The following is a 20422-nucleotide window of genomic DNA, read 5'->3' as shown; positions in this document are numbered from 1 at the left end:
CCGTTGGAGCCTGTGGGTGCCTGTTAAAAGCGGTTGAAATCAATAAGTAAAACGAAGCGTTGCGCCGACCATGCGCGGGTCGCCCGCCATCGCCGTATAGGTGTTCTGCACGCTCGCAAACGACGCCAGGTAGTAGTGGCGGTTGAACAGGTTGTGCGCCCAGATGGACAGATCCCACTTGTGCTCGCCGCTGTTCAGACGCCAGCCCGTCGCGAGGTTGAAGATCCCGTAGCCCGGCAGGCGGCCATAGCGCGAATCGTCGAGCGTGCCGTACTGGTTCGAACGCAGCGACCATACGCCGGTGACGTACTGGTCGATGTCGTGGCCAAGCGAGAACTCGTATTGCGCGCTCAGGTTGGCGATCCAGCGCGGCGCGCCCGAAACCGCCTTGCCCGTGAGGTTGCAGGTGGTCGCGCCGGTGGCGAGCGTGACTTCGGCGGCGCACGGTCCGTTCGTGTACGAGCTATAGGTCGCGTTCACATAGGACGCGTTCAGGCCGAGCGTCAGGCCGCGCAGGGGACGCGCGCGCAGATCGAGTTCCGCGCCGCGCGAGCGCACGTTGGCGCCGTTGGCGAGCACCTGGCTCACGAGACCGCTGGACGGCACCGTCACGTATGTCGTGGCCTGATAGCCGTTGATCTGCGTCCAGAACAGATTGGCGTTGACCACCAGCCGATGGTCGAGCCATTCGCTCTTGATGCCGAGTTCGGCGTCATTGGCGCGCTCGGGGCCAAATAGCAGCGAGTTCGCACCGAGCGTGGGCGCGGAGCCCACCGCCATGTTGATGCCGCCCGACTTCTCTCCGTGCGAGAGCGTGGCGTAGGCGAGCACGTCGGACGTGAGCTTGTAGCTGAAATTGAGCATCATCGACGGACTGATACTGCGCTCGCCGAGTTGTCCCGACTGGTACGCGCCCACCGCCGCATTGCGCAACGCGAGCAGCGAACCCGGCAGAGCCGCGCCGCCCGTGGGCGCAAGACGGTTCACGTAGCCGCTCTTGTCTTCGTAGGTGCCGCGCACGCCCGCCGTGAGGTCCGCGCGCGTGTTGATATGCCACGTCGCCTGACCGAACAGCGCGGCGCTATTGGTTTCCACCGAGGCGGGCGACACCGCCGTGACGCCGTTCAGGATGCCGCGATTCACGCCGTACTGGAACAGGTCCGCATCCGGGCCGAACGCGCTGAAGGTGTTCGTGTTGGTCTGCTCGTAGAAGTAGTACGCGCCCACCACCCAGTCGATCGGGCCGCCCGTCGGCGACGCGAGGCGCACTTCCTGCGAGATCTGGTGATCGTCCACGCGCACGCCGGTATTGGTGATCGCGGGCACGGGCAAGCCGTCGCCGTCGTTGCTCGGCGAGAAGTCCCAGAAGCGCGCCGCCGTGATCGACGTGAGCGCATAACCGGACGGCAGCTTGTAGTTCACCTCGGTCGATACGCCGCCCTGATGGACGTTCATGTGCGGCGTGGTGTCGGTATTGACCTGAAACTGCGAGGGATTCACCACCGGCGTCACGCCCAGCAACGCCGCGCGCGACAGATAGGTGCTGCTTGCCGGCACGCCGTAAAGCAGCATCGCGCCGGTGTTCGAATTCTGCGTGTTGTAATCGGCGATGAAGCGCACGCTCAGATCATTGTTCGGCTTCCATAGCAACTGGCCGCGCACACCATAATTCGATACGCCGTTCAACTGACTGCCGTTGTACAGATTCGTCTCGCTGCCGTCGCTATGCGTGTGCTCCAGATCGAGCGTGCCCGCGAGCGTTTCGGATAGCGGCCCGCTCATATGTGCCTTGGTCTGCGCATAGCCGTCATTGCCGACCGACTGCTCCAGATAGCCTTCGGTATGAAACTGCGGCGGGCGCGTCGAGATATTGAGCACGCCCGCCGTGCTGTTCTTGCCGAACAGCGTGCCTTGCGGGCCGCGCAACAGATCCACCTGCTGGATATCGAGCAGGTCGAACACCGCCATACCGGGACGCCCGAGATAAACGTTGTCCTGATAGACGCCGACGCTCGGCTCCAGATTGTCGCTGGCCGGGTTGTTGCCGATGCCGCGAATCGAAATGCTCGACTGGCGAGGATTGATGAACGCGACGTTCAGGCTCGGCAAGCTCTGCTGCAAGTCCTGGATGCGATAGAGGCGCTGGCGCTCCAGATCCTGTCCGCTGACCGTGGAAATCGGCGCGGGCACTTTTTGCGCGCTTTCCGAACGGCGGCGCGCCGTGACCGTGAATTCCTTCAGTTGCACCGGGTTTTCGGTTTTTGCCTGGGTGGTCCCGGTCGTGGTTTCTGCTTTGCTGTCGTCCTGCGCCCATGCGGAAGTCGTGGCCAGAACCGCTGCGGCAATCGCCGTCAAGCGATAAAAGGTGTGGTGGTCCTTCATGTTGTTATAGATGCCTTTTAATTCGTCTTTGCCGTCTTTTCGACTTCGGTGAATGTGCGCGAGGGTTGCCAGCGGCCGGCGAGCTTCGTCTGTGCAAGCGCCTGATTCAGGTACGTCGCGTCGACCCAGCGATCGACATCGAAACTCTGGCGGATCATGCCGAGCTGCTTTGCCGTATCCACGTCGCGCTTGAATGCGTTGACGTAGTACGGATCGAGCAACGGCGAAAAGAACGTGGCCGGATCGCTATCGCCGATTTCATTGCGCCATACCGACGTGGGCGTGCCCGCGCGGGTCTGTTCGAGCTGCAGGTAAGCGTCCAGATTCTTGCGATCCGAGACCCAGTCCGACGCTTCCAGCACGCTCGCCACGATGCGCTGCGCCCATTCGGGATGGGCGCGCAGGAAGTCGCCCGACGCCACCAGTCCCGCCTTGAACGTGCCGATGCCGTCACGGCCACGCGTGCTCACGGGGATATCGACCAGCCCCTTGTCCTTGAGAATGAAGAGCGAGGACGTGCCCCATACGGCATCGATGCGATGCGCGGCAATGGCGGCGGCGGCGCTGTTGAGGTCGAGATTGACCACGCGGAAATCACGCTCGGTCAAACCCTCGCTGCGCAGGACGCTATCGAACGACAATTGCAGCGCCGTGCCACGAAAAAGCGCGATCTGTTTGCCCTTGAGGTCTTTCAGATCCTTGATGCCCTGCCCCGGCTGCACCGCGAGATAGCCGTTGACATCGCGCGCCAGCGCGGCGATCAGGCGCGTGTCGAGTCCATTCGCGCGGCCGATGATGCCCGCAAGATCGCCGAGAAAAGCCAGATCGACCTGATGGTTCGCGAAGGCCTCGTTGACCGCCGGCCCCGCGCCCTTGAAGAAGGTCCACTGGATCTTCACGCCGTCTTTCTGAAAGGCCTTTTCCAGCGTCTGGTTCGCGTTGAGCACGTCGACCACGCCGCCGCCCGCGGGCTTCGATGCCGCGCCGATATCGGGCACCGCGATGCGGATCACGTTCTGTGCGCGCGCATGCGGCGAAACCAGGGCCAGCAGCGCGAACGCGACGAGGCAAGCAGCGTAAAAGTGTGCGAAAAATCGACGTCCCACGAGAACCCCCACAAATAAAGCACTTTCAATGCGTGCGATGTGCTGCCACGCGAAACGCGCGGCAGCGCAGCGCACGCCTTTTCCTTAAGCCGCGGCAGCAAGCTTCGGATTCTTTTCCACGCTGCGCGTGACGCTCTTGCGGCCGTCCACGCTCACCGGCACGTCGCCCGCCAGCGTCACGCGGCGCACGACACGGCGCGCATCGCCGTAATCGTTTACGGCGTAGTGCTGGGTCGCGCGGTTGTCCCAGATCGCCACGTCGCCGCTCTGCCAGCGCCAGCGCACGATGTTTTCAAGGCGCGTGATATAGCCCTGGAAGACCTCGAACAAATGGTTCGACGCGGAACCCGGCAGATCCACGAAGCGCTTGAAGAAGTGGCCCAGCACGAGGGTTTTCTCGCCGCTTTCCGGATGCACGCGCACGAGCGGATGCTCGGTTTCATAACGCGTGGAAACGAACACCTCGCGATAGCGCTCGTAGGCGGCCTTTGCCTGATCGGTGAGCGTATTGCGCGCGTAGCTCGCGGCGGCTGCGTAGTCGTAATCGTTGCTGTGCACCGCCCAGAGCTGTTCCGCCAGGGTCTTGAGCGTGTCCGGCAGATCGTCATAAGCCGTCGCCGTGTTGGCCCAGACCGTGTCGCCGCCCACTTCGGGATTCGTCACGCCGCGCAGGATCGACGCCTTGGGATAGGCATCCACAAAAGTCACGTCCGTGTGCCACGAGTTGGCGCGGCCGCCATGCAGCGAATCGAGTTCAAGCAGATATTCGGTGCCTTCGCGCACCGGCACGGTCGGGTGCGCAACCGGATCGCCGAGCCGCTTTGCGAACGACTCTTGCTCCTGATCCGTCAAATGCGTCTGGTCGCGAAAGAAAATGACCTTGTGGCGCAACAGCGCCGCATTGATCGCTTCCAGCGCCGCCGGTTGCAGATCGCCGGACAGACGCACGCCGCGAATCTCCGCGCCAATGCGGCCCGTGATCGGATGGATGGACAGCTCGCCGGTTTCCACTACGTTGAGTTTCGACATTTTTTCTTCTCGCTACGAAAAGGAATCCTTATGAATAAAAACGCAAAGGCGATGTTTTTATTGCGCCTTCGCCGTCATTCAGATCGTGATCGCTTGCCTGCTCTTTGTACCTGCTCTTTGCGATGACGACCGTTACAGCCATGCTACCGGGACACTGCGCGAATATCTGTCTATGCCTTTACAGTCCAAAGCACACAATCAGCTAATCAATCAACTGAACGAATTAACCCCGTGACCGAGAAGCGCGTGCAGGCGTTCGCGCTCGTGCTGGAATGCGGTGTCCGCACGATTGCGCGGATAGGCGAGATCGATATCGACGGCCGCGCGCAGCGGTCCCGGACGCGGCGCCATCACCACCACGCGGTCGGCCAGATAGACGGCCTCTTCGACATCGTGAGTGACCAGCAGCATCGTCAGATCGGCGGCCGCGCGAATACGCAGCAATTGATCGTGCATCTGCGAGCGCGTGAGCGCATCGAGCGCGCTGAACGGCTCGTCCAGCAGCAGGAAAGCAGGCCTCGCGACGATGGCGCGCGCGAGCGCCACGCGCTGCGCCATGCCGCCCGAAAGCTGATGCGGCAGCGCGCGTTCGAAACCCGCGAGACCGACCAGCGCGACGTGTTCGCTCACGCGCTGCTGTACCTCGCTGCGAGCCAGGCTGAAGCGCGCAAGCCCCAGCGCGATGTTCTGCTCGACAGTGAGCCACGGGAACAGACGCGGGTCCTGAAACACGATGCCCGCTTCGTCGTTGCCGATCCTGGGCGCGACGCCATCGACGAGAATCTGCCCTTCATAGGCGCTATCCAGCCCGCACAGCAGACGTAGCAAGGTGGATTTGCCGCAACCGCTCTCGCCGAGGATAGCGATGAATTCCTTGCGGCGAATGTCGAGATCGAGATCGGCGAGAATGGCGCGCGAATGGCCGGCGACCTGGAAGCGCTTGCTCACGCCGTGCAGGCGCACGAAGGAATCGGGCGTGCCGCCGCCGTACGGTGATTTCGGCGCCAATGCGGGAGAGTTCATAGGGAGCCTGATAGTGGGGCCGTAGGCGTCGCGCGCGATACGCGCAGCGACGGATCAAGGCATCCATTATCAAAAAGGCTGCGCCGGACTGTCTGTCAAAGAGTGGTCAGATTACCCGGCGATTTGGCGCTATCGATATTCCTGATGAGGCTTTACGATTGCCGACGCTGCTTGCCGCGACCGTCTTCCGGGTGGTCGTGCGGCGCGTGCGGCGACCTCAAGGTCTTTTCCCGAACGGCACGCCATGCTCAATCGCCCGGCTCCCCGTCTGCATCCCCACCCGCCTCATGCCCCGGCCTGCGCACCGCGCGAATCTTCCCGCTATTGCCTCCGCCACAGAAAAACCGCTCGCCGCCATCCGATTCAAGCCCGGAAACAGCGGTACCTTCCGGCATCGCCAGCCGCTCCAGCACCTTGCCCGTTTGCGGATCGATGCGGCGCAGGTCGCTCTCGTCGCCTTCCCAGGTGCCGTGCCACAGTTCGCCGTCCACCCACGTCACGCCGGTCACGAAGCGACTCGACTCGATCGTGCGCAGGATCACGCCGGTCTGCGGATCGATCTGATGAATCTTGCGCGCGCGATATTCGCCCACCCAGAGCGTGCCCTCGGCCCACGCGAGGCCGGAATCGCCGCCATTGCCTGGCGCCGGAATCGTGGCGAGCACGCGGCCGCTCTGCGGGTCGATCTTGTGGATTTGCGCCTCGGAAATCTGGAACAGGTGCTGGCCGTCGAAGGCCGTGCCCGCATGCGCCGGCACGTCGATCGCGCGCCCGGTCTCGCCGCTTTGCGGATCGAGCGAGGCGATCCGGTCGCCCGCCGCGAACCACACGCGGCTGCCGTCCCAGGTGACGCCGCCCACCTGCTCGACGCCTTCGAAAGGACCATATTCGCGCAGGATGCTGGCCGTGGAATGCTTCATTGTGGGCTCCTTGCCGGTCGGTTCATGCGCTCATCCTGCCCGCCTGGCAGGAGCGCGGGGAGTAACAAGGCCGTCGCGAATCCGGGCAGCGGCGGCATGGTCCAGCGGCGCGCGCGGCCCACGCCCACCGGCAGCACCTTGCGCGCCGCCGCCAGCGCGTCGAGCGCGCGCTGCACGGTGCGCTGGCTCGTGCTCAGGGCAAGCGCCAGCGCCAAGCTAGACCACGCTTCGCCATCTGCGAGCAGCGCCAGCACGGCCGCGTGTGCCTCCTCGACAGGACGCGCCAGCACGACTACCTCGCTTGCGACGCGCGGCGCGAGCGCGAAGCCCTGCGGCGTCGCGTGGATGGCGGCCAGTTCGCCCAGCAGCGCGCGCAGACGGCCAATTTCGACGCGTAGCCGCGCCCGATGCGTATCGTCCATATGCTTCATGCGAAAGGCACGCGCGATGAGCACGTCGCGCGGCACGTCGGCGGGCCACGCTTCGGCCAGTGCGCGCGCCAGCACGAACAATATCGGCCTGCGTGCGAGCGCAATCGCGATATCGGCCTGACGCACGGCGTAGCGACACGCGTCGATCACCAGCGTGTCCGAGGCCAGCAAGGCTTCGACTTCATCGAGCAGCAGCGGGCGCGCCTCGCCGCCTGCGATGAGCCGCGCGGCTGGTTCCTCCAGCGATTGCGCCGCCCGCGCGACTTCGGCGGCAAGCGGCGCGATGTCCGCGATGCGCACGGCACGCGCTGCCTCGGCCAGCGCCGTGCGGGCCGCCCGCGCACGAATGCGCCGCATCGCGATGCCCGCTGCGATCAGTTCGTGCGATGCCCTGAGCGCGGGCGGCAGCGATGCGGGGTCCATATCGGCCAGCCACTGTTCCGCTTCGTCCAGTCGCCCGACCAGCAACAGGCGGCGTATGGCCAGATGGCGCGCGTGCGCGGCGTTGAGGGTGTCGCCGTGCGCGTCGAGCGTTTGCCGCGCCGCATCGAGCGCCGCTGCGGGCCACGCCAGGTCGCGCAATGCCAGCGCGATTTCAGCCTCGGCAACGATGCAGCGTGCGCGGGCCACCGCTTCTCGCGCGCCGAACGCGCGTGCGGCGCTGCGCAAAAGCGCCTTCGCGCGTTCGAGATCGCCAAGCTGCGCCATGGCGATGCCGCGCAACGCAAGCGCGGGCGCATCGCCGCGCAGGGCGACGCGGTTCAGCGCGCCCAGCGCATCACCGGCGGCCAGTGCGCGCGCCGCCGCAGTGATCAACGAGTCCATGCGCAGCCCAATCCCGACACACTTGTCACTCCCCTCGCCTGGCAGTCCGGACCTAATCTAACACGGCAGTCAGAGCACAGATTTTCCGCGGTTTCCGCTATCAGCCCTTTCAGGAGCACACGATGACCACGCATGCAACAGGCACCCGCGAGCAATGGCTCGCCGCACGGCTCGACCTGCTCGCCGCCGAGAAAGACCTCACGAGGCGCAGCGACGCGCTCGCCCGACAACGCCAGGCGCTGCCCTGGGTACGCATCGACAAGGACTACACCTTCGATACCGAACAAGGCCGCGCCTCGCTCGCCGATCTCTTCGCCGGACGCTCGCAGTTGGTCGTCTACCACTTCATGTTCGGCCCCGACTACGCGGCGGGCTGCCCATCCTGCTCGGCGCTCGCCGATGGCTTCGACGGCAACGTCGCCCATCTCGCCCACCACGACGTCACGCTGATGGCGGTCTCACGCGCGCCGCTCGCCAGGCTGCTCGCCTATCGCGAGCGTATGGGCTGGCGCTTTCCGTGGGCCTCGTCGCAAGGCAACGATTTCAACTTCGACTTCAACGTGTCGTTCACGGCAACGCAGCAGCGCGAAGGCAATGTCGAATACAACTACGCGCGCGGACAGCACGCGATGGACGCCGATCCGCCGCCCGCCCCCGTCGCCGAATTCGCGGCAAGCTGCGGCACCGATGCGGCGACTTATGCACGCGACCGGCCGGGCCTGAGCGCCTTCGTGCGCGAGGACGGCGCGATCTGGCACACGTATTCGACCTATGCGCGCGGTCTCGATGCCGTCTGGGGCATGTATCCGTGGCTCGACCGCGCGCCGCGAGGCCGCAACGAAGCCGGCATCTGGTGGAAGCGGCACGACGAATACAACGCTCACCGGGGCCCATCGTGTTGCCCATCGCCAGAGCGCGAGTGATCTTCGCGATCGGGGCCGCGCTGCTGTTCGCGGCCAGCGCGACAGTGACAGCGCTGCGCTTCACGTCGATGGCCGCGATGAGCGGCACGCCGATGCCGGGCGGCTGGACGCTTTCGGCCGCATGGCTGCCGCTGTGCGGGCGGACGTGGCTGCAAACCGCCGCGTCGTTCGTGTCGATGTGGGCCACCATGACGCCCGCAATGATGCTGCCTGCGCTTGCGGCAATGCTCTGGCGCGAACGCAGCACGCTGACCATTCGTTCTGGATGGCTAATTATCTTGAGCGCGCTTGGTTATTTCTCGGCATGGATTCTGGCGGGCGCGCTGCTCTTTCCGATGGGCGCCATGCTGGCTTCGCTTGAAATACGCGTACCGTCGATAGCGCGCGCGGCACCGCTTGCGGCGGGCTGCGTCGTCATCGTTGCGGGTGTTCTTCAATGCACAGCATGGAAGGTTAATCGCCTGCACGCCTGCCATTCGATGCGCCAATGCCCGATGACGTCACCAACTGATGCGCTCTCTGCGTTACGCATTGGTATGCGTTTCGCGGTGCTGTGCGCAAGCTGCTGCGGCAACTGGATGGCAGTGCTGCTCGCGACCGGCGTGATGGAGCGCGAGGCGACGCTCATCGTAAGCGCGGCAATCGCTATCGAACGCGTAGCGGCGGCGCGTGGACGTCTTGTGCGTCTGGTCGGGGTGACGAGCATCGCGGCTGGCGTCCTGCTCATTGCGCGAGCGATCTGAAAGCTGGCCCCAGCGCATTATTGCGGGCGCGTGGACATTGTCATGACCCGGTCACATAAAACGGGCGTGAAGGAAAGCCGAAGGCCGCGCGGCTCATACGCCGCGCGGCCTTCAGCGCAAATTCAGCAGGCGAATTCAACAGACAAGCGAAGCCGCCGCATGGTCCGGCATGGCGTGAAGCACGCGATCGCCGTCACGGCGGGCTTCGGTCTCGCCGGAGAACGTCGTATCGCTATAAGCGATGACCTTGAAGCCACCGCCTGCTGCGCGCGGAATGGTGATGCCCCAATGCCAGCCGCCTTCCTGTTCGAAGACGTGCAGCTTTAGGGCCGTATGCAATATTGGCGATTGGGATGCGCTCACGACACGCCCTCCTTTTCGAAATGTTTCGAAGCAGGTTCGAAACGCCTGGTAACTGGAGCAGTGTAGGCATTCGTTTGTTGCAGTGCAATAAGCGTTAATCTCTATGCAGAAGTTTTTAAGTCGGAAAAAACCCGGATTTTGGGCAGTTTCAGGTAATAGCGGGGTACTGTTAGGCGCTTTCAAAAATTCTGGGTAAAAGCTACTAATAAACTTCTGGCGAAACATCCACGGCGATCGACGGGCCGCCCCTGCGCAGCGGCGCCACGAGCGGGTATCATCAAATCCCGTAAAAAATTCCGCCTGACCCGCCTATGAATACCCCTGCCGATGCTCCCTCGCCCCGCGCGCTGCGCGCGCTTACGCCGCTGGAGGCCCGTATCGTCGGCGTGCTGATCGAGAAGCAGCACACGGTACCGGACACCTATCCGCTGTCGCTCAATTCGCTGGCCTCGGGCTGCAACCAGAAAACCGCGCGCTCGCCGGTCATGAACGTGAGCGAAGCCGAAATCCTGAGCGCGATCGAAGATCTCAAGCATCTGAGCCTCGTGTTCGAGGGCAGCAGCAGCCGCGTGCCGCGTTTCGAGCACAACCTGAACCGCGTGCTGGGCGTGCCGGGCCAGGCCGTCGCCCTGCTCACCGTGCTGCTGTTGCGCGGCGCGCAGACGGCCGCCGAATTGCGCCTGAATTCGGCGCGTCTGCATGGTTTCGCGGACGTGTCGTCGGTCGAGGCTTTTCTCGCCGAGTTGGCCGAGCGCGAGCCGCCGCTCGTCGTCAAACTGCCGCGCGCGCCGGGCGAGCGCGAGAGCCGCTGGATGCATCTGCTGTGCGGCGAAGTGAGCCTGCCGCCTGCGGGCAGCTTCGACGGCGAGTATGCGGGCGCAGGCACATCGGGCGGTTCCGGGATTTCGAGCGCCGATTACGAGTCGCTACGCGCGGAACAGCAACGTCTGGCCGATGAAGTCGCGCGCCTGCAAACGCTGGTCGAACGCATGGCCACCGAACTGGGGATGTCGATCGAGAAGCTTGAGGGCGAGGCGTGACGCTGATCGCTCTGCGTCACTGATCAAGTCGATTCAATACGCCATTTAGTGCGCGGTCGAACGAAGCCAACCGTTCGACCGTTTTTTCGGCTGTCACTAAAACGTCACGGGCCAGTCTGCCAACTGACGTGATTCTCCCCGCTCAACGGGACGCATGCTTATTCTGCTTTGCGCGCCGCCGCGATGATCGCATCGGCCACGGCTTGCGGTTGGCTCACGAGCGCAACGTGGCTGCCGTTCACCCTCGTCACCTGCGCGCCGATACGCGCGGCCATCTGCGCCTGGAGTTGCGGATCGATCATGCGATCGTGCCGGGGAATCACGAACCAGGACGGCTTGTCGTGCCACGCGGCCTTCGTCACCTTCTCGTCGATGCAGCCCGCGAACCACGGCGCCTGGGTCGCCGCGATCAAACGGCGCTGCGCCACGGGCAAATCCTGCGCGAAGTCGTCGAGCACGCCCTGCGTCGACAGCGTGAGATAGCCCGCCGAATCCTTCTGCAACTGGTCGGCCCAGACGGGCGGCGGCAAGCCCTTGGTGATGTCGCTGATCGACTGGCCGTTATCGGGCGCGAAAGCGGCCACATAGACGAGTGCCTTGACCTTGTCGTCGTTGCCCGCTTCGCTCACGACCACGCCCGCCCACGAATGCCCCACCAGCACCACCGGTCCCTGCTGCGCGTCGATCGCACGCCGGGTCGCGGCCACGTCGCCCGCCAGCGAATCGAGCGGATTCTGCACCGCGACCACATGCAGGCCGCGCGCCTGCAACAGCGGGATCACCTTGTCCCAGCTCGAACCGTCGGCGAAGGCGCCGTGCACGAGCACGACGTTCTTGCCTTGCAGGTCAGCAGTCGGCGCGGTCTGCGCCGCATGAGCGACGGGCAGCGCGAACAGCGAACCAAGCATCATCGCGCTCGCAAGGGTCCGGCGAAGAAAACGGATCATCGAATGACTCCAGCAAAGGGTTTGTTGTGGCGTTGTTGTGCGTTGGTTGTGCGTTGTTGGCAGGCCGTCGCGGGGCATCGCTCGCGACGGCAGGTGCCCTGCATTACGAGTGGGCGTAGATGGGTTCGAGACCGACCACATCCTGCGGATCGCCGGCACGGTCGCCACGCGAGATGTGCGAAACATGCGATACGTGCTGCATCGGCGCGGCGACGGCGGGTGCGCCCGCTTCCGAGGCGTTCGCGCTGCCGCCGTACGCGGCATTCGTGCCTTGCTGGTTGGCGGCGATGCGCGAGAGCGCGGCTTGCAGGTTCGTCGGGTACTGGTTGTTGTCGCTGGCCGCGTTGTAGCCCGCCTGTTGAAGCTGGACGAGTTCGGCGCGCACTTCGGCGCGGGTGATCGTGTGGTCCTGCGCGAACGAGAGCGCGGGCACAGCGGCGGAAACGACAACGGCGGCGGCGGCGAGGGAGCGAACGAGGTTCATGATTTTCTCCGGGAGCGATCAATAAGTCCTAAGGTCGGGATGGGTACTGCACGCTGGGTTGCGCTCTTTCGTCTAGCTGCAACGTTGCGTTGGATGTATTTGACGCCCCGGACGTATCTCGCTTGTTTCCGCTACCCGGCTTATTGCAAGCGAGTTTTTCAGATCTCCCCGCAGATACATTGCGATACAAAACTCGCCGCCGACCATGAACGTTCTGCCTTTACAGCAACGCCAGCCGGCGCGTCGCGCCGACGGCTGACGCGCATAACGGTTTGCGCCGTTATTCCAGTGGAAATCCCTGTTTGAAGGTCTGCCGCAGAAACTCCGCGAAACTCGACACCGCGCGCGGCACATGCGCGCCATACGGGCGCACGACGTGCAACTGCGAAGCGAACGCGCCCACTGGCCGCCAGTTGGCCAGCACCAGCACGAGCTTGCCCGCCTGCAAGGCGGCCTGCGCGCTGAAATCGGGCAAGAGCGCAATGCCCAGATGTTCGAGCGCGGCGTCGCGCAGCGCCTCGCTGTTGTTGGCCGAGAACGGGCCGTTCACCGTCACGTTGACGCGCGTGTTTTCCGCGCGCCGGCCGGTTTTCTCGAACGACCACGCGCCCGAGCCGATCGCGCGCGGATAAAACAGGCAATCGTGCTGGGCGAGATCGGCGGGCGTTTGCGGCGTGCCGCGCTGCTTCAGATAGGTGCGCGTGGCCACGACCACGGAGCGCGTGTCGCACAGCTTCCAGGCCACGTGCGTTTCGGGCACCTGCGCGCTATGGCGAATCGCCAGATCGAAACCTTCGCTCGCGATAGACGTAAGGCGGTCCGACATTTCCAGTTGCACGCGCACCTCGGGATGCGCGCGCGAGAACCGCGCCAGATGCGGCACCAATTGCTGACGCGCGAAAGCCACCGGCGCGGTCACGCGCACCGTGCCACGCGCGACATCGGCCATTTCGCGCACGCCCGCGAAGCTCGCCGCGATGCGCTCGAACTCCCCGCGCGTTTGCTCGACGAGCCGCTGCCCGGCCTCCGTGAAGCGCACGCTGCGCGTCGTGCGCTGCACCAGCGCCACGCCCGCGACGCGCTCCAGTTCCGCGATGCGCTGGCTCATCGCCGCCTTGCTCACGCCCAGGCGCATCGCCGCCGCCGTGTAGCTGCCCTGATTGGCGAGCACGTTGAGCCAGTGCAGATGGGTCCAGAGCGATTCGGCTTTCTGCGTATCCATCGCGTCTCCCGCCGGTTTCTATCGTGACTGACGCGCCGATGATAGCACCCCCATCCGCCATCTTTCAGGGTTTCCACGGGTGATTGTTTGCTATGGAAAACAATCAATTCAGCCGCCGTGCCTTTGCAGAGCCGCCCGGCCTTCGTACACTGACCGTCATCGATTGAAGCAACCCCGGTTCAACCATCTGGCGAGGAGATGACATGCAGGCCTTTACCGATTCCGCAGACGTAGTTCACTTCATCGGCGGCAAGACCGAACGCGGCGCGGGCGACCGCACCCAAGCCGTCTTCAACCCCGCCACCGGCGCGGCAGCACGCCGTCTGGTGCTGGGCGAAGTCGCGGACGTCGACGCCGCCGTGGCGAGCGCGAAAGCCGCGTTCCCGGCCTGGCGCGACACCCCGCCGATCCGCCGCGCGCGCGTCATGCTGCGCTTTCTCGAACTGATGAACCGCCACAAGGACGAACTGGCCGCGATCATCACCGCCGAGCACGGCAAGGTCTTTGCCGATGCGCAAGGCGAAGTCGCGCGCGGCATCGACGTGATCGAATTCGCCTGCGGCATCCCGCAACTGCTCAAGGGCGACTACACGGAACAAGTCTCGACCGGCATGGACAACTGGACCGTGCGCCAGCCGCTGGGCGTCGTGGCCGGCATCACGCCGTTCAACTTCCCCTGCATGGTGCCGTGCTGGATGTTCCCAGTGGCGCTGGCCGCAGGCTGCACGTTCATCCTCAAGCCGAGCGAGCGCGATCCGTCGGCCTCGCTCTTCATGGCGCGTCTGCTCAAGGAAGCGGGCCTGCCCGATGGCGTGTTCAACGTCGTGCAAGGCGACAAGGTCGTGGTCGATGCGCTGCTCGCGCACCGCGACGTGAAGGCGGTGAGCTTCGTCGGCTCCACGCCGATCGCCAATTACATCTATGAAACGGGCGCGAAGCACGGCAAGCGCGTGCAGGCGCTGGGCGGCGCAAAGAATCACATGGTCGTGATGCCCGACGCCGATATCGACCAGACCGTCGATGCGCTGATCGGCGCGGGTTATGGTTCGGCGGGCGAGCGCTGCATGGCGATTTCGGTGGCCGTGCTAGTGGGCGATGTCGCCGACAAGATCGTGCCGCGTCTGGCCGAGCGCGCGAAGACGCTCATCGTCAAGAACGGCATGGAAGCCGACGCCGAAATGGGCCCGATCGTCACGCGCCAGGCGCTGGAGCGCATCGAAGGCTATATCGCGAGCGGTATCGAAGAAGGCGCGACGCTGGTGGTCGATGGCCGCGGCCTCAAGGTGCCGGGCCACGAAGAAGGTTTCTTCACGGGCGGCACGCTGTTCGACAACGTCACGCCTGAAATGCGCATCTACAAGGAAGAGATCTTCGGCCCGGTGCTCGCCTGCGTGCGCGTGAAGGACTTCTCCGAAGCCGTGCAACTGATCAACGATCACGAATTCGGCAACGGCGTGGCCTGCTTTACGCGCGATGGCAACGTGGCGCGCGAGTTCGGCCGCCAGATCGAAGTCGGCATGGTGGGCATCAACGTGCCGATCCCGGTGCCGATGGCGTGGCACGGTTTCGGCGGCTGGAAGCGCAGCCTGTTCGGCGACATGCACGCCTACGGCGAAGAAGGTGTGCGCTTCTACACGAAGCAGAAGTCGATCATGCAACGCTGGCCGGAAAGCACTGAAAAGGGTGCCGAATTCACGATGCCGGTTGCGAAGTAAAGCCTCATCACCACTGCCCGTTTTGAGGAAACCTCAAACGGGCAGCAACGAATCCGCCATCCCGGCGACGCGCAGCACATGCGCCGTCGCCGCTTGTCTTGCGCGCGCAATACGCCAACGGGAAATGGCCGTCTCGCGTAACATCCCGTCACGACTCGCTTAAACCCTGCGCCGCCATGTTCCCGCTTATCGCCACCGTCTCCCTGCTCGTCATGATCTACGTTCATATGAGCATCCCGCGCTTCACGAATACGCGCCGCAAGCGCTTCATCGCGCATGCGGTGTTGCTGCTGGTCGGGCTGGCGTTCGGTACGATTTCAGCGATGCTTTCGGGGGCCATCGCGCCGCCGTGGGTGGTGATTTTTGGTGGCATGGGCGTCGTGCATGTGCCCGCGCTGTGCGTGCTCGTGCTCAAGCGCCTCAAGCACGAAGGGCAAAGCTGAAGCCGCCTTCCGTCCAATCGGGATAACGAAAAAGAAAAGCATCAGCGGTCATCGCTCACGCCTTCGACACGGTGAAACTCAATCGCATCGAACCCGATATCGATCCGCGCAACGCCGCTTCGGCGCGCGTGCACGAACGCCTGGGGTTCGTGCGCGAAGGACTGCTGCGCGAGCGCTGGATCGTCGGCGACGAAGTCACCGATAGCGCGCTGTATGGCCTGCTGCGCAGCGACCGCCGCCCGCGCAACTGACGATGGCAGGCGCTATTTTGCGCTCTCCCGCCCCGCCGCCCGCTCGATTCCAGCGATATCGATTTTCTTCATCTGCATCATCGCTTCCATCGCGCGGCGACCCACTTCCCGATCGGCGCTATTGACGAGTTCCAGCAGACGCTTCGGCGTGATCTGCCAGGCGAAGCCCCAGCGGTCCTTGCACCAGCCGCAGGCTACTTCCGTGCCGCCATTGCCGACAATCGCGTTCCAGTAGCGGTCGGTCTCTTCCTGGCTGTCCGTCTGCACCATGAAGCTGGTCGCTTCGCTCGGCTTGTAGTTCGGACCACCATTCAGGCCTACGAAACGTTTTCCGAGCACCGTAAACTCCACGGTCAACTCGGCGCCCTGCCCAATCCCGTCGATTGGCGAAACGTTTCGCGCGTGGACGCGGCTATCAGGAAAGGTTGCCGCGTAAAACTGCGCCGCTTCGTGCGCGCGGCCTTCGTCGAACCACAGGCATGTCACCAGTTCAGCCATCGCTTTCTCCTGACATAAAGAAATGCATTCAGGCCGACGATGATAGTCCTAACCGGACACCGCACCGCCAAACTGCGGCTCATGCGCGAAAGGGACCGAACCGATTTTCGAAAGCGTACGTCAGGAAAAGAGAATGCATATCGTTGCCACTCCCGTTCATGCACGGCGCGAATTGAATGTCTATCCTCTCTCTATGCCGTTCAACAACCCCGCGCCCAAGACCTGAAAAACCGATCTGGAGAGAGTTCATGCAATCCGATCCCAAAGTCATTGCCCTTCTGAACGCCGAACTAAAGAATGAACTCACGGCGATCAATCAATATTTCCTGCACGCGCGCCTCTATAAACATTGGGGTCTCAACGCGCTCGGAAAACATGAGTATGACGAATCGATCGAGGAGATGAAGCACGCCGACAAGCTGATCGAGCGCATTCTCATGCTCGACGGTCTGCCCAATCTGCAGGACCTGAGCAAGCTGCTGGTCGGCGAGGACGTGAAAGAGGCGCTCGAATGCGATCTGAAGCTCGAACGCATCGCGCAGGCGCAATGTAAGGAAGCGATCGTCTATTGCGAATCGGTGCACGACTTTGTTTCGCGGGAGATTTTCGTCGAAATTCTCGACGATACCGAGGACCACATCGACTGGCTGGAAACGCAGCTCGGCCTGATCGACAAGGTCGGCCTGCAGAACTATCAGCAGTCGGGTATGGGGTCGCTGAGTTAAATCCCCAGGTTAAAACCCTCAGTTAAAGCACCTCGGTTAGTGCCTGTGTGTGCTTATGCAATCGCCATGAGCTGGCCCTTTGTCGCATAATGCAGTTTCCCGCCGCGAAGACGCGCGAGATCCTGCCGGACTTTCGGCCATCCTCTTCGACGAATCAGTTCATGCGATGCATCAGACTCTAACGCGCTTGCGCAGCGAGGTACCCGGACTCGATCCGATTCTGGGCGGCGGCCTCATCGCGGGGTCCGCGTACATTCTTCAGGGGCGGCCTGGCGCCGGTAAGACCATCCTCGCCAACCAGATTGCCTTCGCCCAGGCAGGCCAGGGCGGCAAGGTGCTCTACATCACGCTGCTGGCCGAATCGCACGACCGCCTGTTCCAGTCGCTTTCGGCACTCGCGTTCTACGACGCCGGGCGCGTCGGCAAGGAAGTCACGTATCTGAGCCTCTTTCGCACGCTGCGCGTGGACGGCCTGAGCGCGCTCGTCGATTTGCTGCGCAAGGAGATGGCGCGCCAGGGCACCACGATGCTGATTCTCGATGGCCTGCTCAATGCGCGCGAGAGCACGCATAGCTCGCTCGACGTGAAGGCTTTCGTGGCGGAGTTGCAGGGTCACGCGGCATTCAGCGGCTGCACGGTGCTGTTCCTGACGAGCGCGCGCATCGACGAATCGAGCCCCGAGCACACCATGGTCGATGGCGTGCTGCAACTCGAAGAAGAACTATTCGGCTCGCGCACCGTGCGGCGCATGCGCGTGTCGAAGTCGCGCGGCAGCGCATCGCTAGGCGGCCTGCATCATTACGAGATCAGCGATGCGGGCATCACGGTGTTTCCGCGCCTCGAATCGCTCTATGGCCGCCCTGTGGGGCAGGACCACGCGCCAGGCGAGCGGGTTTCGTCCGGCGTCGACGAACTCGATATCCGCATCAAGGGTGGTCTGCCCGCGTTCTCGGCCACGGCGGTCGTGGGTCCGGGCGGCAGCGGCAAGACCAGTTTCGGCCTGAATTTCCTGCGTCTGGCCACCCCCGAGGAGCCGGCGCTGCACTTCGGCTTCTACGAGACGCCCGCGCGTCTTGCCAGCAAGGCAGCGGCGCTCGGCATCGACATGGACGCGCTCGTCGCCGGCGGCGCGTTGACCGTGCTCTGGAACCCGCTCACCGAAAACGTCATCGACAGTCTCGCCTATCAGTTACTCGACGCGGTGCGGGCACGCAAAGTGCGGAAGCTCGTTATCGACGGTCTTGCCGGATTCGAGCGGGCGAGCGTCGATAGCCACCGCTTCACGGAGTTTCTGGCCGCGCTGACCAACCAGCTACGCGTCATGGACGTGACGACGGTTTGCACATGGGAGACGAACGAATTGAGCGCAACGACGATGAACAAGGCTTCGCCCGAGGCGCTCAGCCTGTTCGACAACGTCATCGGCATGCAGCTCGAAGAGGCTGACGACTCGCTGTATCAAGGGATGAAGGTGATCAAGATCCGGGACAGTGCGTTTGCACCCGCGCTGACCAAGCTCATTATTCCCAATGCCGCCTCGGTACTGATCAGGGACGCCAGCGCGGCAGCCTCCGACAAATCATCCCTCTGAAAGCAGTCGCCGCCGCACGATTGCGTGAGCCCACCGGGCTTGCGGCAGGCACCGAGAGTGAGCCGGAATGACGACCATCGTTGTAGTCGACGACGAAACCCTGATAACCGATTTTCTCGCCTTCTTCCTGGAGGACGCGGGCTATATCGTGCATGTCGCCCGCAACGGCGTGGAAGGCCTCGACCTGATCGGGCGCGTCGCCCCCGACGCCGTCATCACGGATTACATGATGCCCGCCATGTCGGGACTGGAACTGGCGCGCGCACTCAAGGCGAACCCGGCGCTCGCCCACATCCCCGTGATTCTGTCGAGTGCGGCGCTGGGCGCTTCGGCGCGCGCGCAACCCGCGTTGTTCGCCGCGATCCTCGACAAACCCTATCCCGCGCGCAAGCTGCTGCAAACGCTCAGCGCCCTGCTTGGCAGCCCAGACGGCGTGGACGACGGCGAAAAATAGCCCGCCAGGCAGTCGCTGATCGGCTCTATCCTCGACGTGGGCCGCATTCGCGAATGGGGACGGCTATATGCGCCTCCCCGGCCTCGTTCGATTAGTGCTTTTTAAGCACCTCGGCCAACGCCAGAATCTGTTGCGCCCGCAACAACACCGGTCGATCGACCATCTTGCCGTCCACCGTGATTGCGCCCGCGTCCGCATGGCTAGCCGCCTCGGCCACGCGCGCCGCCCACGCCAGCTCCTGTTCGCCCGGCCTGAAAACGTTGTGAACGGCCTCAATCTGCTGCGGGTGAATGCAAAGCTTGCCGCCAAAGCCGAGCCGCTTGCCGTTGAGCGCATCGCGCCCGATACGCGCGATGTCATGGATATCGGGCGTCACGCCATCGACGGGTGTTTCAATACCCGCCACACGCGAGATCAGCGCGAGCTGGCTGCGATAGTGATTGAGCGGCTCGCCATCGTCGGGCATGCCCATTTCGGCGACGAAATCGAGCGTGCCGAACATCAGCCGCCTGACGAAAGGCGCCTTCGCGATCGCCATGGCGTGCCACATGCCCAGCGCGCTTTCGATCAACGGATAAACGCTCACACGGCGGCGCGCGATGGCGATCGTGGCCGCGACATCCCCGGCGCTCTCGGCCTTCGGCAGCACGATGCCGGCCACGCCGTCGAGCGCGCCCAGCTTCGCGTCCTGCTCGAACCACGGCGTCGCGCGGCCGTTGATGCGCACCAGCACGGGATGTTTGCGCGAGACCCAGTTCGCGATGTTCTCACGCGCCGCCTCCTTGGCGGCGGGTTCGACCGCATCCTCGAGGTCGATGATGACGGCGTCCGCACCGCTTTCCAGCGCGCGCCCGAAGCGTTCCGGGCGGCTGCCCGGCACGAACAGATACGATTGCGCGGAGAATGCGTGGCGTGCGCTATCGTCGCCGTGCATGCCATGATGCTCAGAGGGCATGGCGAAGCTCCGGCACAACCGTGAACAGATCGCCGACGAGGCCGTAGTCGGCCACGCTGAAGATCGGCGCTTCTTCGTCCTTGTTGATCGCGACGATCACCTTCGAGTCCTTCATCCCTGCCAGATGCTGGATCGCGCCGGAGATGCCGACCGCGACATACAGTTGCGGCGCGACGATCTTGCCGGTTTGGCCCACCTGGTAGTCGTTCGGCACGTAGCCCGCGTCCACCGCTGCGCGCGATGCGCCCAGTGCCGCATTGAGCTTGTCGGCGAGCGGTTCGAGCACTTGCGTGTAGTTCTCGCCGCTGCCCAGACCCCGGCCACCCGAGACGATGATCTTCGCGCTCGTGAG

General features: G+C 64.0%; 21 protein-coding genes and 1 pseudogene. 9 read left to right on the top strand and 13 right to left on the bottom strand.

Features of this window, described 5'->3' with window-relative positions; translation table 11 throughout:
- Nucleotides 1-39: 39 nt before the first annotated feature.
- The 6 genes from B0G62_RS21000 to B0G62_RS20975 all read right to left on the bottom strand — a co-directional run bounded on the left by B0G62_RS21000 (nucleotide 40) and on the right by B0G62_RS20975 (nucleotide 7716).
- Nucleotides 40-2382, bottom strand: a complete 2343-nt coding sequence (locus B0G62_RS21000; protein ID WP_103706139.1) for a TonB-dependent receptor — start codon at nucleotides 2380-2382, stop codon at nucleotides 40-42.
- Between the two features lie 17 nt (nucleotides 2383-2399).
- Entirely contained in the window at nucleotides 2400-3488 is a 1089-nt protein-coding gene (locus tag B0G62_RS20995; protein WP_103706258.1) for an ABC transporter substrate-binding protein, read from the bottom strand.
- Nucleotides 3489-3572: 84 nt separating this feature from the next.
- Nucleotides 3573-4517 carry a TauD/TfdA dioxygenase family protein gene (locus B0G62_RS20990; protein WP_103706138.1) on the bottom strand — a complete coding sequence of 315 codons (945 nt, stop codon included), beginning with the start codon at nucleotides 4515-4517 and terminating at the stop codon, nucleotides 3573-3575.
- A gap of 210 nt (nucleotides 4518-4727) precedes the next feature.
- A complete protein-coding gene (locus B0G62_RS20985; protein WP_244193324.1) occupies nucleotides 4728-5525 on the bottom strand; it encodes an ABC transporter ATP-binding protein in 798 nt (265 codons plus the stop codon).
- 263 nt (nucleotides 5526-5788) lie between these two features.
- Entirely contained in the window at nucleotides 5789-6460 is a 672-nt protein-coding gene (locus B0G62_RS20980; RefSeq protein WP_103706136.1) for a Vgb family protein, read from the bottom strand.
- Nucleotides 6457-7716, bottom strand: coding sequence for a helix-turn-helix domain-containing protein (locus B0G62_RS20975; RefSeq protein ID WP_103706135.1), 1260 nt, complete (start codon nucleotides 7714-7716; stop codon nucleotides 6457-6459). Before B0G62_RS20975 ends, B0G62_RS20980 begins: the two co-directional genes overlap by 4 nt.
- 122 nt (nucleotides 7717-7838) lie before the next feature.
- Here B0G62_RS20975 and B0G62_RS20970 point away from each other — a divergent pair, with 122 nt between their 5' ends.
- Both B0G62_RS20970 and B0G62_RS20965 read left to right on the top strand, forming a co-directional pair.
- Nucleotides 7839-8639 carry a DUF899 domain-containing protein gene (locus tag B0G62_RS20970; RefSeq protein WP_103706134.1) on the top strand — a complete coding sequence of 267 codons (801 nt, stop codon included), beginning with the start codon at nucleotides 7839-7841 and terminating at the stop codon, nucleotides 8637-8639.
- Nucleotides 8636-9382, top strand: a complete 747-nt coding sequence (locus B0G62_RS20965; protein WP_103706133.1) for a DUF2182 domain-containing protein — start codon at nucleotides 8636-8638, stop codon at nucleotides 9380-9382. The genes B0G62_RS20970 and B0G62_RS20965 overlap by 4 nt, the downstream gene beginning before the upstream one ends.
- Before the next feature lie 135 nt (nucleotides 9383-9517).
- Here the strand turns inward: B0G62_RS20965 and B0G62_RS20960 are convergent, their stop codons facing one another.
- On the bottom strand, nucleotides 9518-9745 hold the full coding sequence (locus B0G62_RS20960; protein ID WP_227473004.1) for a hypothetical protein: 228 nt from the start codon (nucleotides 9743-9745) through the stop codon (nucleotides 9518-9520).
- Between the two features lie 311 nt (nucleotides 9746-10056).
- Here B0G62_RS20960 and B0G62_RS20955 point away from each other — a divergent pair, with 311 nt between their 5' ends.
- Complete coding sequence (locus B0G62_RS20955) at nucleotides 10057-10785, top strand: YceH family protein (RefSeq protein ID WP_103706132.1); 729 nt, start codon at nucleotides 10057-10059, stop codon at nucleotides 10783-10785.
- A 158-nt stretch (nucleotides 10786-10943) separates the two neighbouring features.
- Here B0G62_RS20955 and B0G62_RS20950 read toward each other — a convergent pair whose 3' ends face one another.
- The 3 genes from B0G62_RS20950 to B0G62_RS20940 all read right to left on the bottom strand — a co-directional run bounded on the left by B0G62_RS20950 (nucleotide 10944) and on the right by B0G62_RS20940 (nucleotide 13438).
- Entirely contained in the window at nucleotides 10944-11732 is a 789-nt protein-coding gene (locus tag B0G62_RS20950) for an alpha/beta fold hydrolase (RefSeq protein ID WP_103706131.1), read from the bottom strand.
- Between the two features lie 103 nt (nucleotides 11733-11835).
- On the bottom strand, nucleotides 11836-12216 hold the full coding sequence (locus tag B0G62_RS20945; RefSeq protein WP_103706130.1) for a DUF4148 domain-containing protein: 381 nt from the start codon (nucleotides 12214-12216) through the stop codon (nucleotides 11836-11838).
- Nucleotides 12217-12496: 280 nt separating this feature from the next.
- Nucleotides 12497-13438: a LysR family transcriptional regulator gene (locus B0G62_RS20940; RefSeq protein WP_103706129.1), complete on the bottom strand. Its 942-nt coding sequence runs from the start codon at nucleotides 13436-13438 to the stop codon at nucleotides 12497-12499.
- A 203-nt stretch (nucleotides 13439-13641) separates the two neighbouring features.
- Here B0G62_RS20940 and B0G62_RS20935 point away from each other — a divergent pair, with 203 nt between their 5' ends.
- The 3 genes and pseudogenes from B0G62_RS20935 to B0G62_RS20925 form a co-directional block, all read left to right on the top strand.
- Nucleotides 13642-15153 carry a CoA-acylating methylmalonate-semialdehyde dehydrogenase gene (locus tag B0G62_RS20935; protein WP_103706128.1) on the top strand — a complete coding sequence of 504 codons (1512 nt, stop codon included), beginning with the start codon at nucleotides 13642-13644 and terminating at the stop codon, nucleotides 15151-15153.
- A 176-nt stretch (nucleotides 15154-15329) separates the two neighbouring features.
- Nucleotides 15330-15596: a hypothetical protein gene (locus tag B0G62_RS20930; protein WP_103706127.1), complete on the top strand. Its 267-nt coding sequence runs from the start codon at nucleotides 15330-15332 to the stop codon at nucleotides 15594-15596.
- A 29-nt stretch (nucleotides 15597-15625) separates the two neighbouring features.
- Nucleotides 15626-15847: pseudogene (locus tag B0G62_RS20925) on the top strand (GNAT family N-acetyltransferase); the annotation flags it as partial.
- 12 nt (nucleotides 15848-15859) lie between these two features.
- On the opposite strand, the gene B0G62_RS20920 reads toward B0G62_RS20925, so the two are convergent.
- Complete coding sequence (locus B0G62_RS20920) at nucleotides 15860-16345, bottom strand: VOC family protein (RefSeq protein ID WP_103706126.1); 486 nt, start codon at nucleotides 16343-16345, stop codon at nucleotides 15860-15862.
- Between the two features lie 248 nt (nucleotides 16346-16593).
- Between B0G62_RS20920 and bfr the strand changes: the two genes are divergently transcribed.
- From bfr to B0G62_RS20905, 3 genes are all read left to right on the top strand, one after another.
- Nucleotides 16594-17070, top strand: coding sequence for a bacterioferritin (bfr, locus tag B0G62_RS20915; protein ID WP_103706125.1), 477 nt, complete (start codon nucleotides 16594-16596; stop codon nucleotides 17068-17070).
- 166 nt (nucleotides 17071-17236) lie between these two features.
- The gene (locus B0G62_RS20910; protein WP_103706124.1) at nucleotides 17237-18661 is read left to right on the top strand and encodes an RAD55 family ATPase; all 1425 of its coding nucleotides are present in this window, start codon (nucleotides 17237-17239) and stop codon (nucleotides 18659-18661) included.
- Nucleotides 18662-18728: 67 nt separating this feature from the next.
- Nucleotides 18729-19115, top strand: a complete 387-nt coding sequence (locus B0G62_RS20905; RefSeq protein WP_103706123.1) for a response regulator — start codon at nucleotides 18729-18731, stop codon at nucleotides 19113-19115.
- Between the two features lie 91 nt (nucleotides 19116-19206).
- Here B0G62_RS20905 and B0G62_RS20900 read toward each other — a convergent pair whose 3' ends face one another.
- Complete coding sequence (locus B0G62_RS20900) at nucleotides 19207-20070, bottom strand: HpcH/HpaI aldolase/citrate lyase family protein (RefSeq protein ID WP_244193323.1); 864 nt, start codon at nucleotides 20068-20070, stop codon at nucleotides 19207-19209.
- Nucleotides 20060-20422: electron transfer flavoprotein subunit alpha/FixB family protein (locus B0G62_RS20895; RefSeq protein WP_208624239.1), on the bottom strand; the 363-nt coding region annotated here is incomplete at its 5' end. The genes B0G62_RS20900 and B0G62_RS20895, both read right to left, overlap by 11 nt.

Source organism: Paraburkholderia eburnea (assembly GCF_002917095.1).
Classification (GTDB): Bacteria; Pseudomonadota; Gammaproteobacteria; order Burkholderiales; family Burkholderiaceae; genus Paraburkholderia; species Paraburkholderia eburnea.
This window is presented reverse-complemented; position numbering and strand designations above follow the sequence as displayed.

Coding starts and splice junctions, on each gene's coding strand:
- B0G62_RS20910 (WP_103706124.1), top strand. CDS start 17,237: ATGCATCAGACTCTAACGCGCTTGCGCAGCGAGGTACCCGGACTCGAT.
- B0G62_RS20905 (WP_103706123.1), top strand. CDS start 18,729: ATGACGACCATCGTTGTAGTCGACGACGAAACCCTGATAACCGATTTT.
- B0G62_RS20980 (WP_103706136.1), bottom strand. CDS start 6,460: ATGAAGCATTCCACGGCCAGCATCCTGCGCGAATATGGTCCTTTCGAA.
- B0G62_RS20990 (WP_103706138.1), bottom strand. CDS start 4,517: ATGTCGAAACTCAACGTAGTGGAAACCGGCGAGCTGTCCATCCATCCG.
- B0G62_RS20940 (WP_103706129.1), bottom strand. CDS start 13,438: ATGGATACGCAGAAAGCCGAATCGCTCTGGACCCATCTGCACTGGCTC.
- B0G62_RS20920 (WP_103706126.1), bottom strand. CDS start 16,345: ATGGCTGAACTGGTGACATGCCTGTGGTTCGACGAAGGCCGCGCGCAC.
- B0G62_RS20930 (WP_103706127.1), top strand. CDS start 15,330: ATGTTCCCGCTTATCGCCACCGTCTCCCTGCTCGTCATGATCTACGTT.
- B0G62_RS21000 (WP_103706139.1), bottom strand. CDS start 2,382: ATGAAGGACCACCACACCTTTTATCGCTTGACGGCGATTGCCGCAGCG.
- B0G62_RS20950 (WP_103706131.1), bottom strand. CDS start 11,732: ATGATCCGTTTTCTTCGCCGGACCCTTGCGAGCGCGATGATGCTTGGT.
- B0G62_RS20945 (WP_103706130.1), bottom strand. CDS start 12,216: ATGAACCTCGTTCGCTCCCTCGCCGCCGCCGCCGTTGTCGTTTCCGCC.
- B0G62_RS20900 (WP_244193323.1), bottom strand. CDS start 20,070: ATGCCCTCTGAGCATCATGGCATGCACGGCGACGATAGCGCACGCCAC.
- B0G62_RS20970 (WP_103706134.1), top strand. CDS start 7,839: ATGACCACGCATGCAACAGGCACCCGCGAGCAATGGCTCGCCGCACGG.
- bfr (WP_103706125.1), top strand. CDS start 16,594: ATGCAATCCGATCCCAAAGTCATTGCCCTTCTGAACGCCGAACTAAAG.
- B0G62_RS20955 (WP_103706132.1), top strand. CDS start 10,057: ATGAATACCCCTGCCGATGCTCCCTCGCCCCGCGCGCTGCGCGCGCTT.
- B0G62_RS20935 (WP_103706128.1), top strand. CDS start 13,642: ATGCAGGCCTTTACCGATTCCGCAGACGTAGTTCACTTCATCGGCGGC.
- B0G62_RS20975 (WP_103706135.1), bottom strand. CDS start 7,716: ATGGACTCGTTGATCACTGCGGCGGCGCGCGCACTGGCCGCCGGTGAT.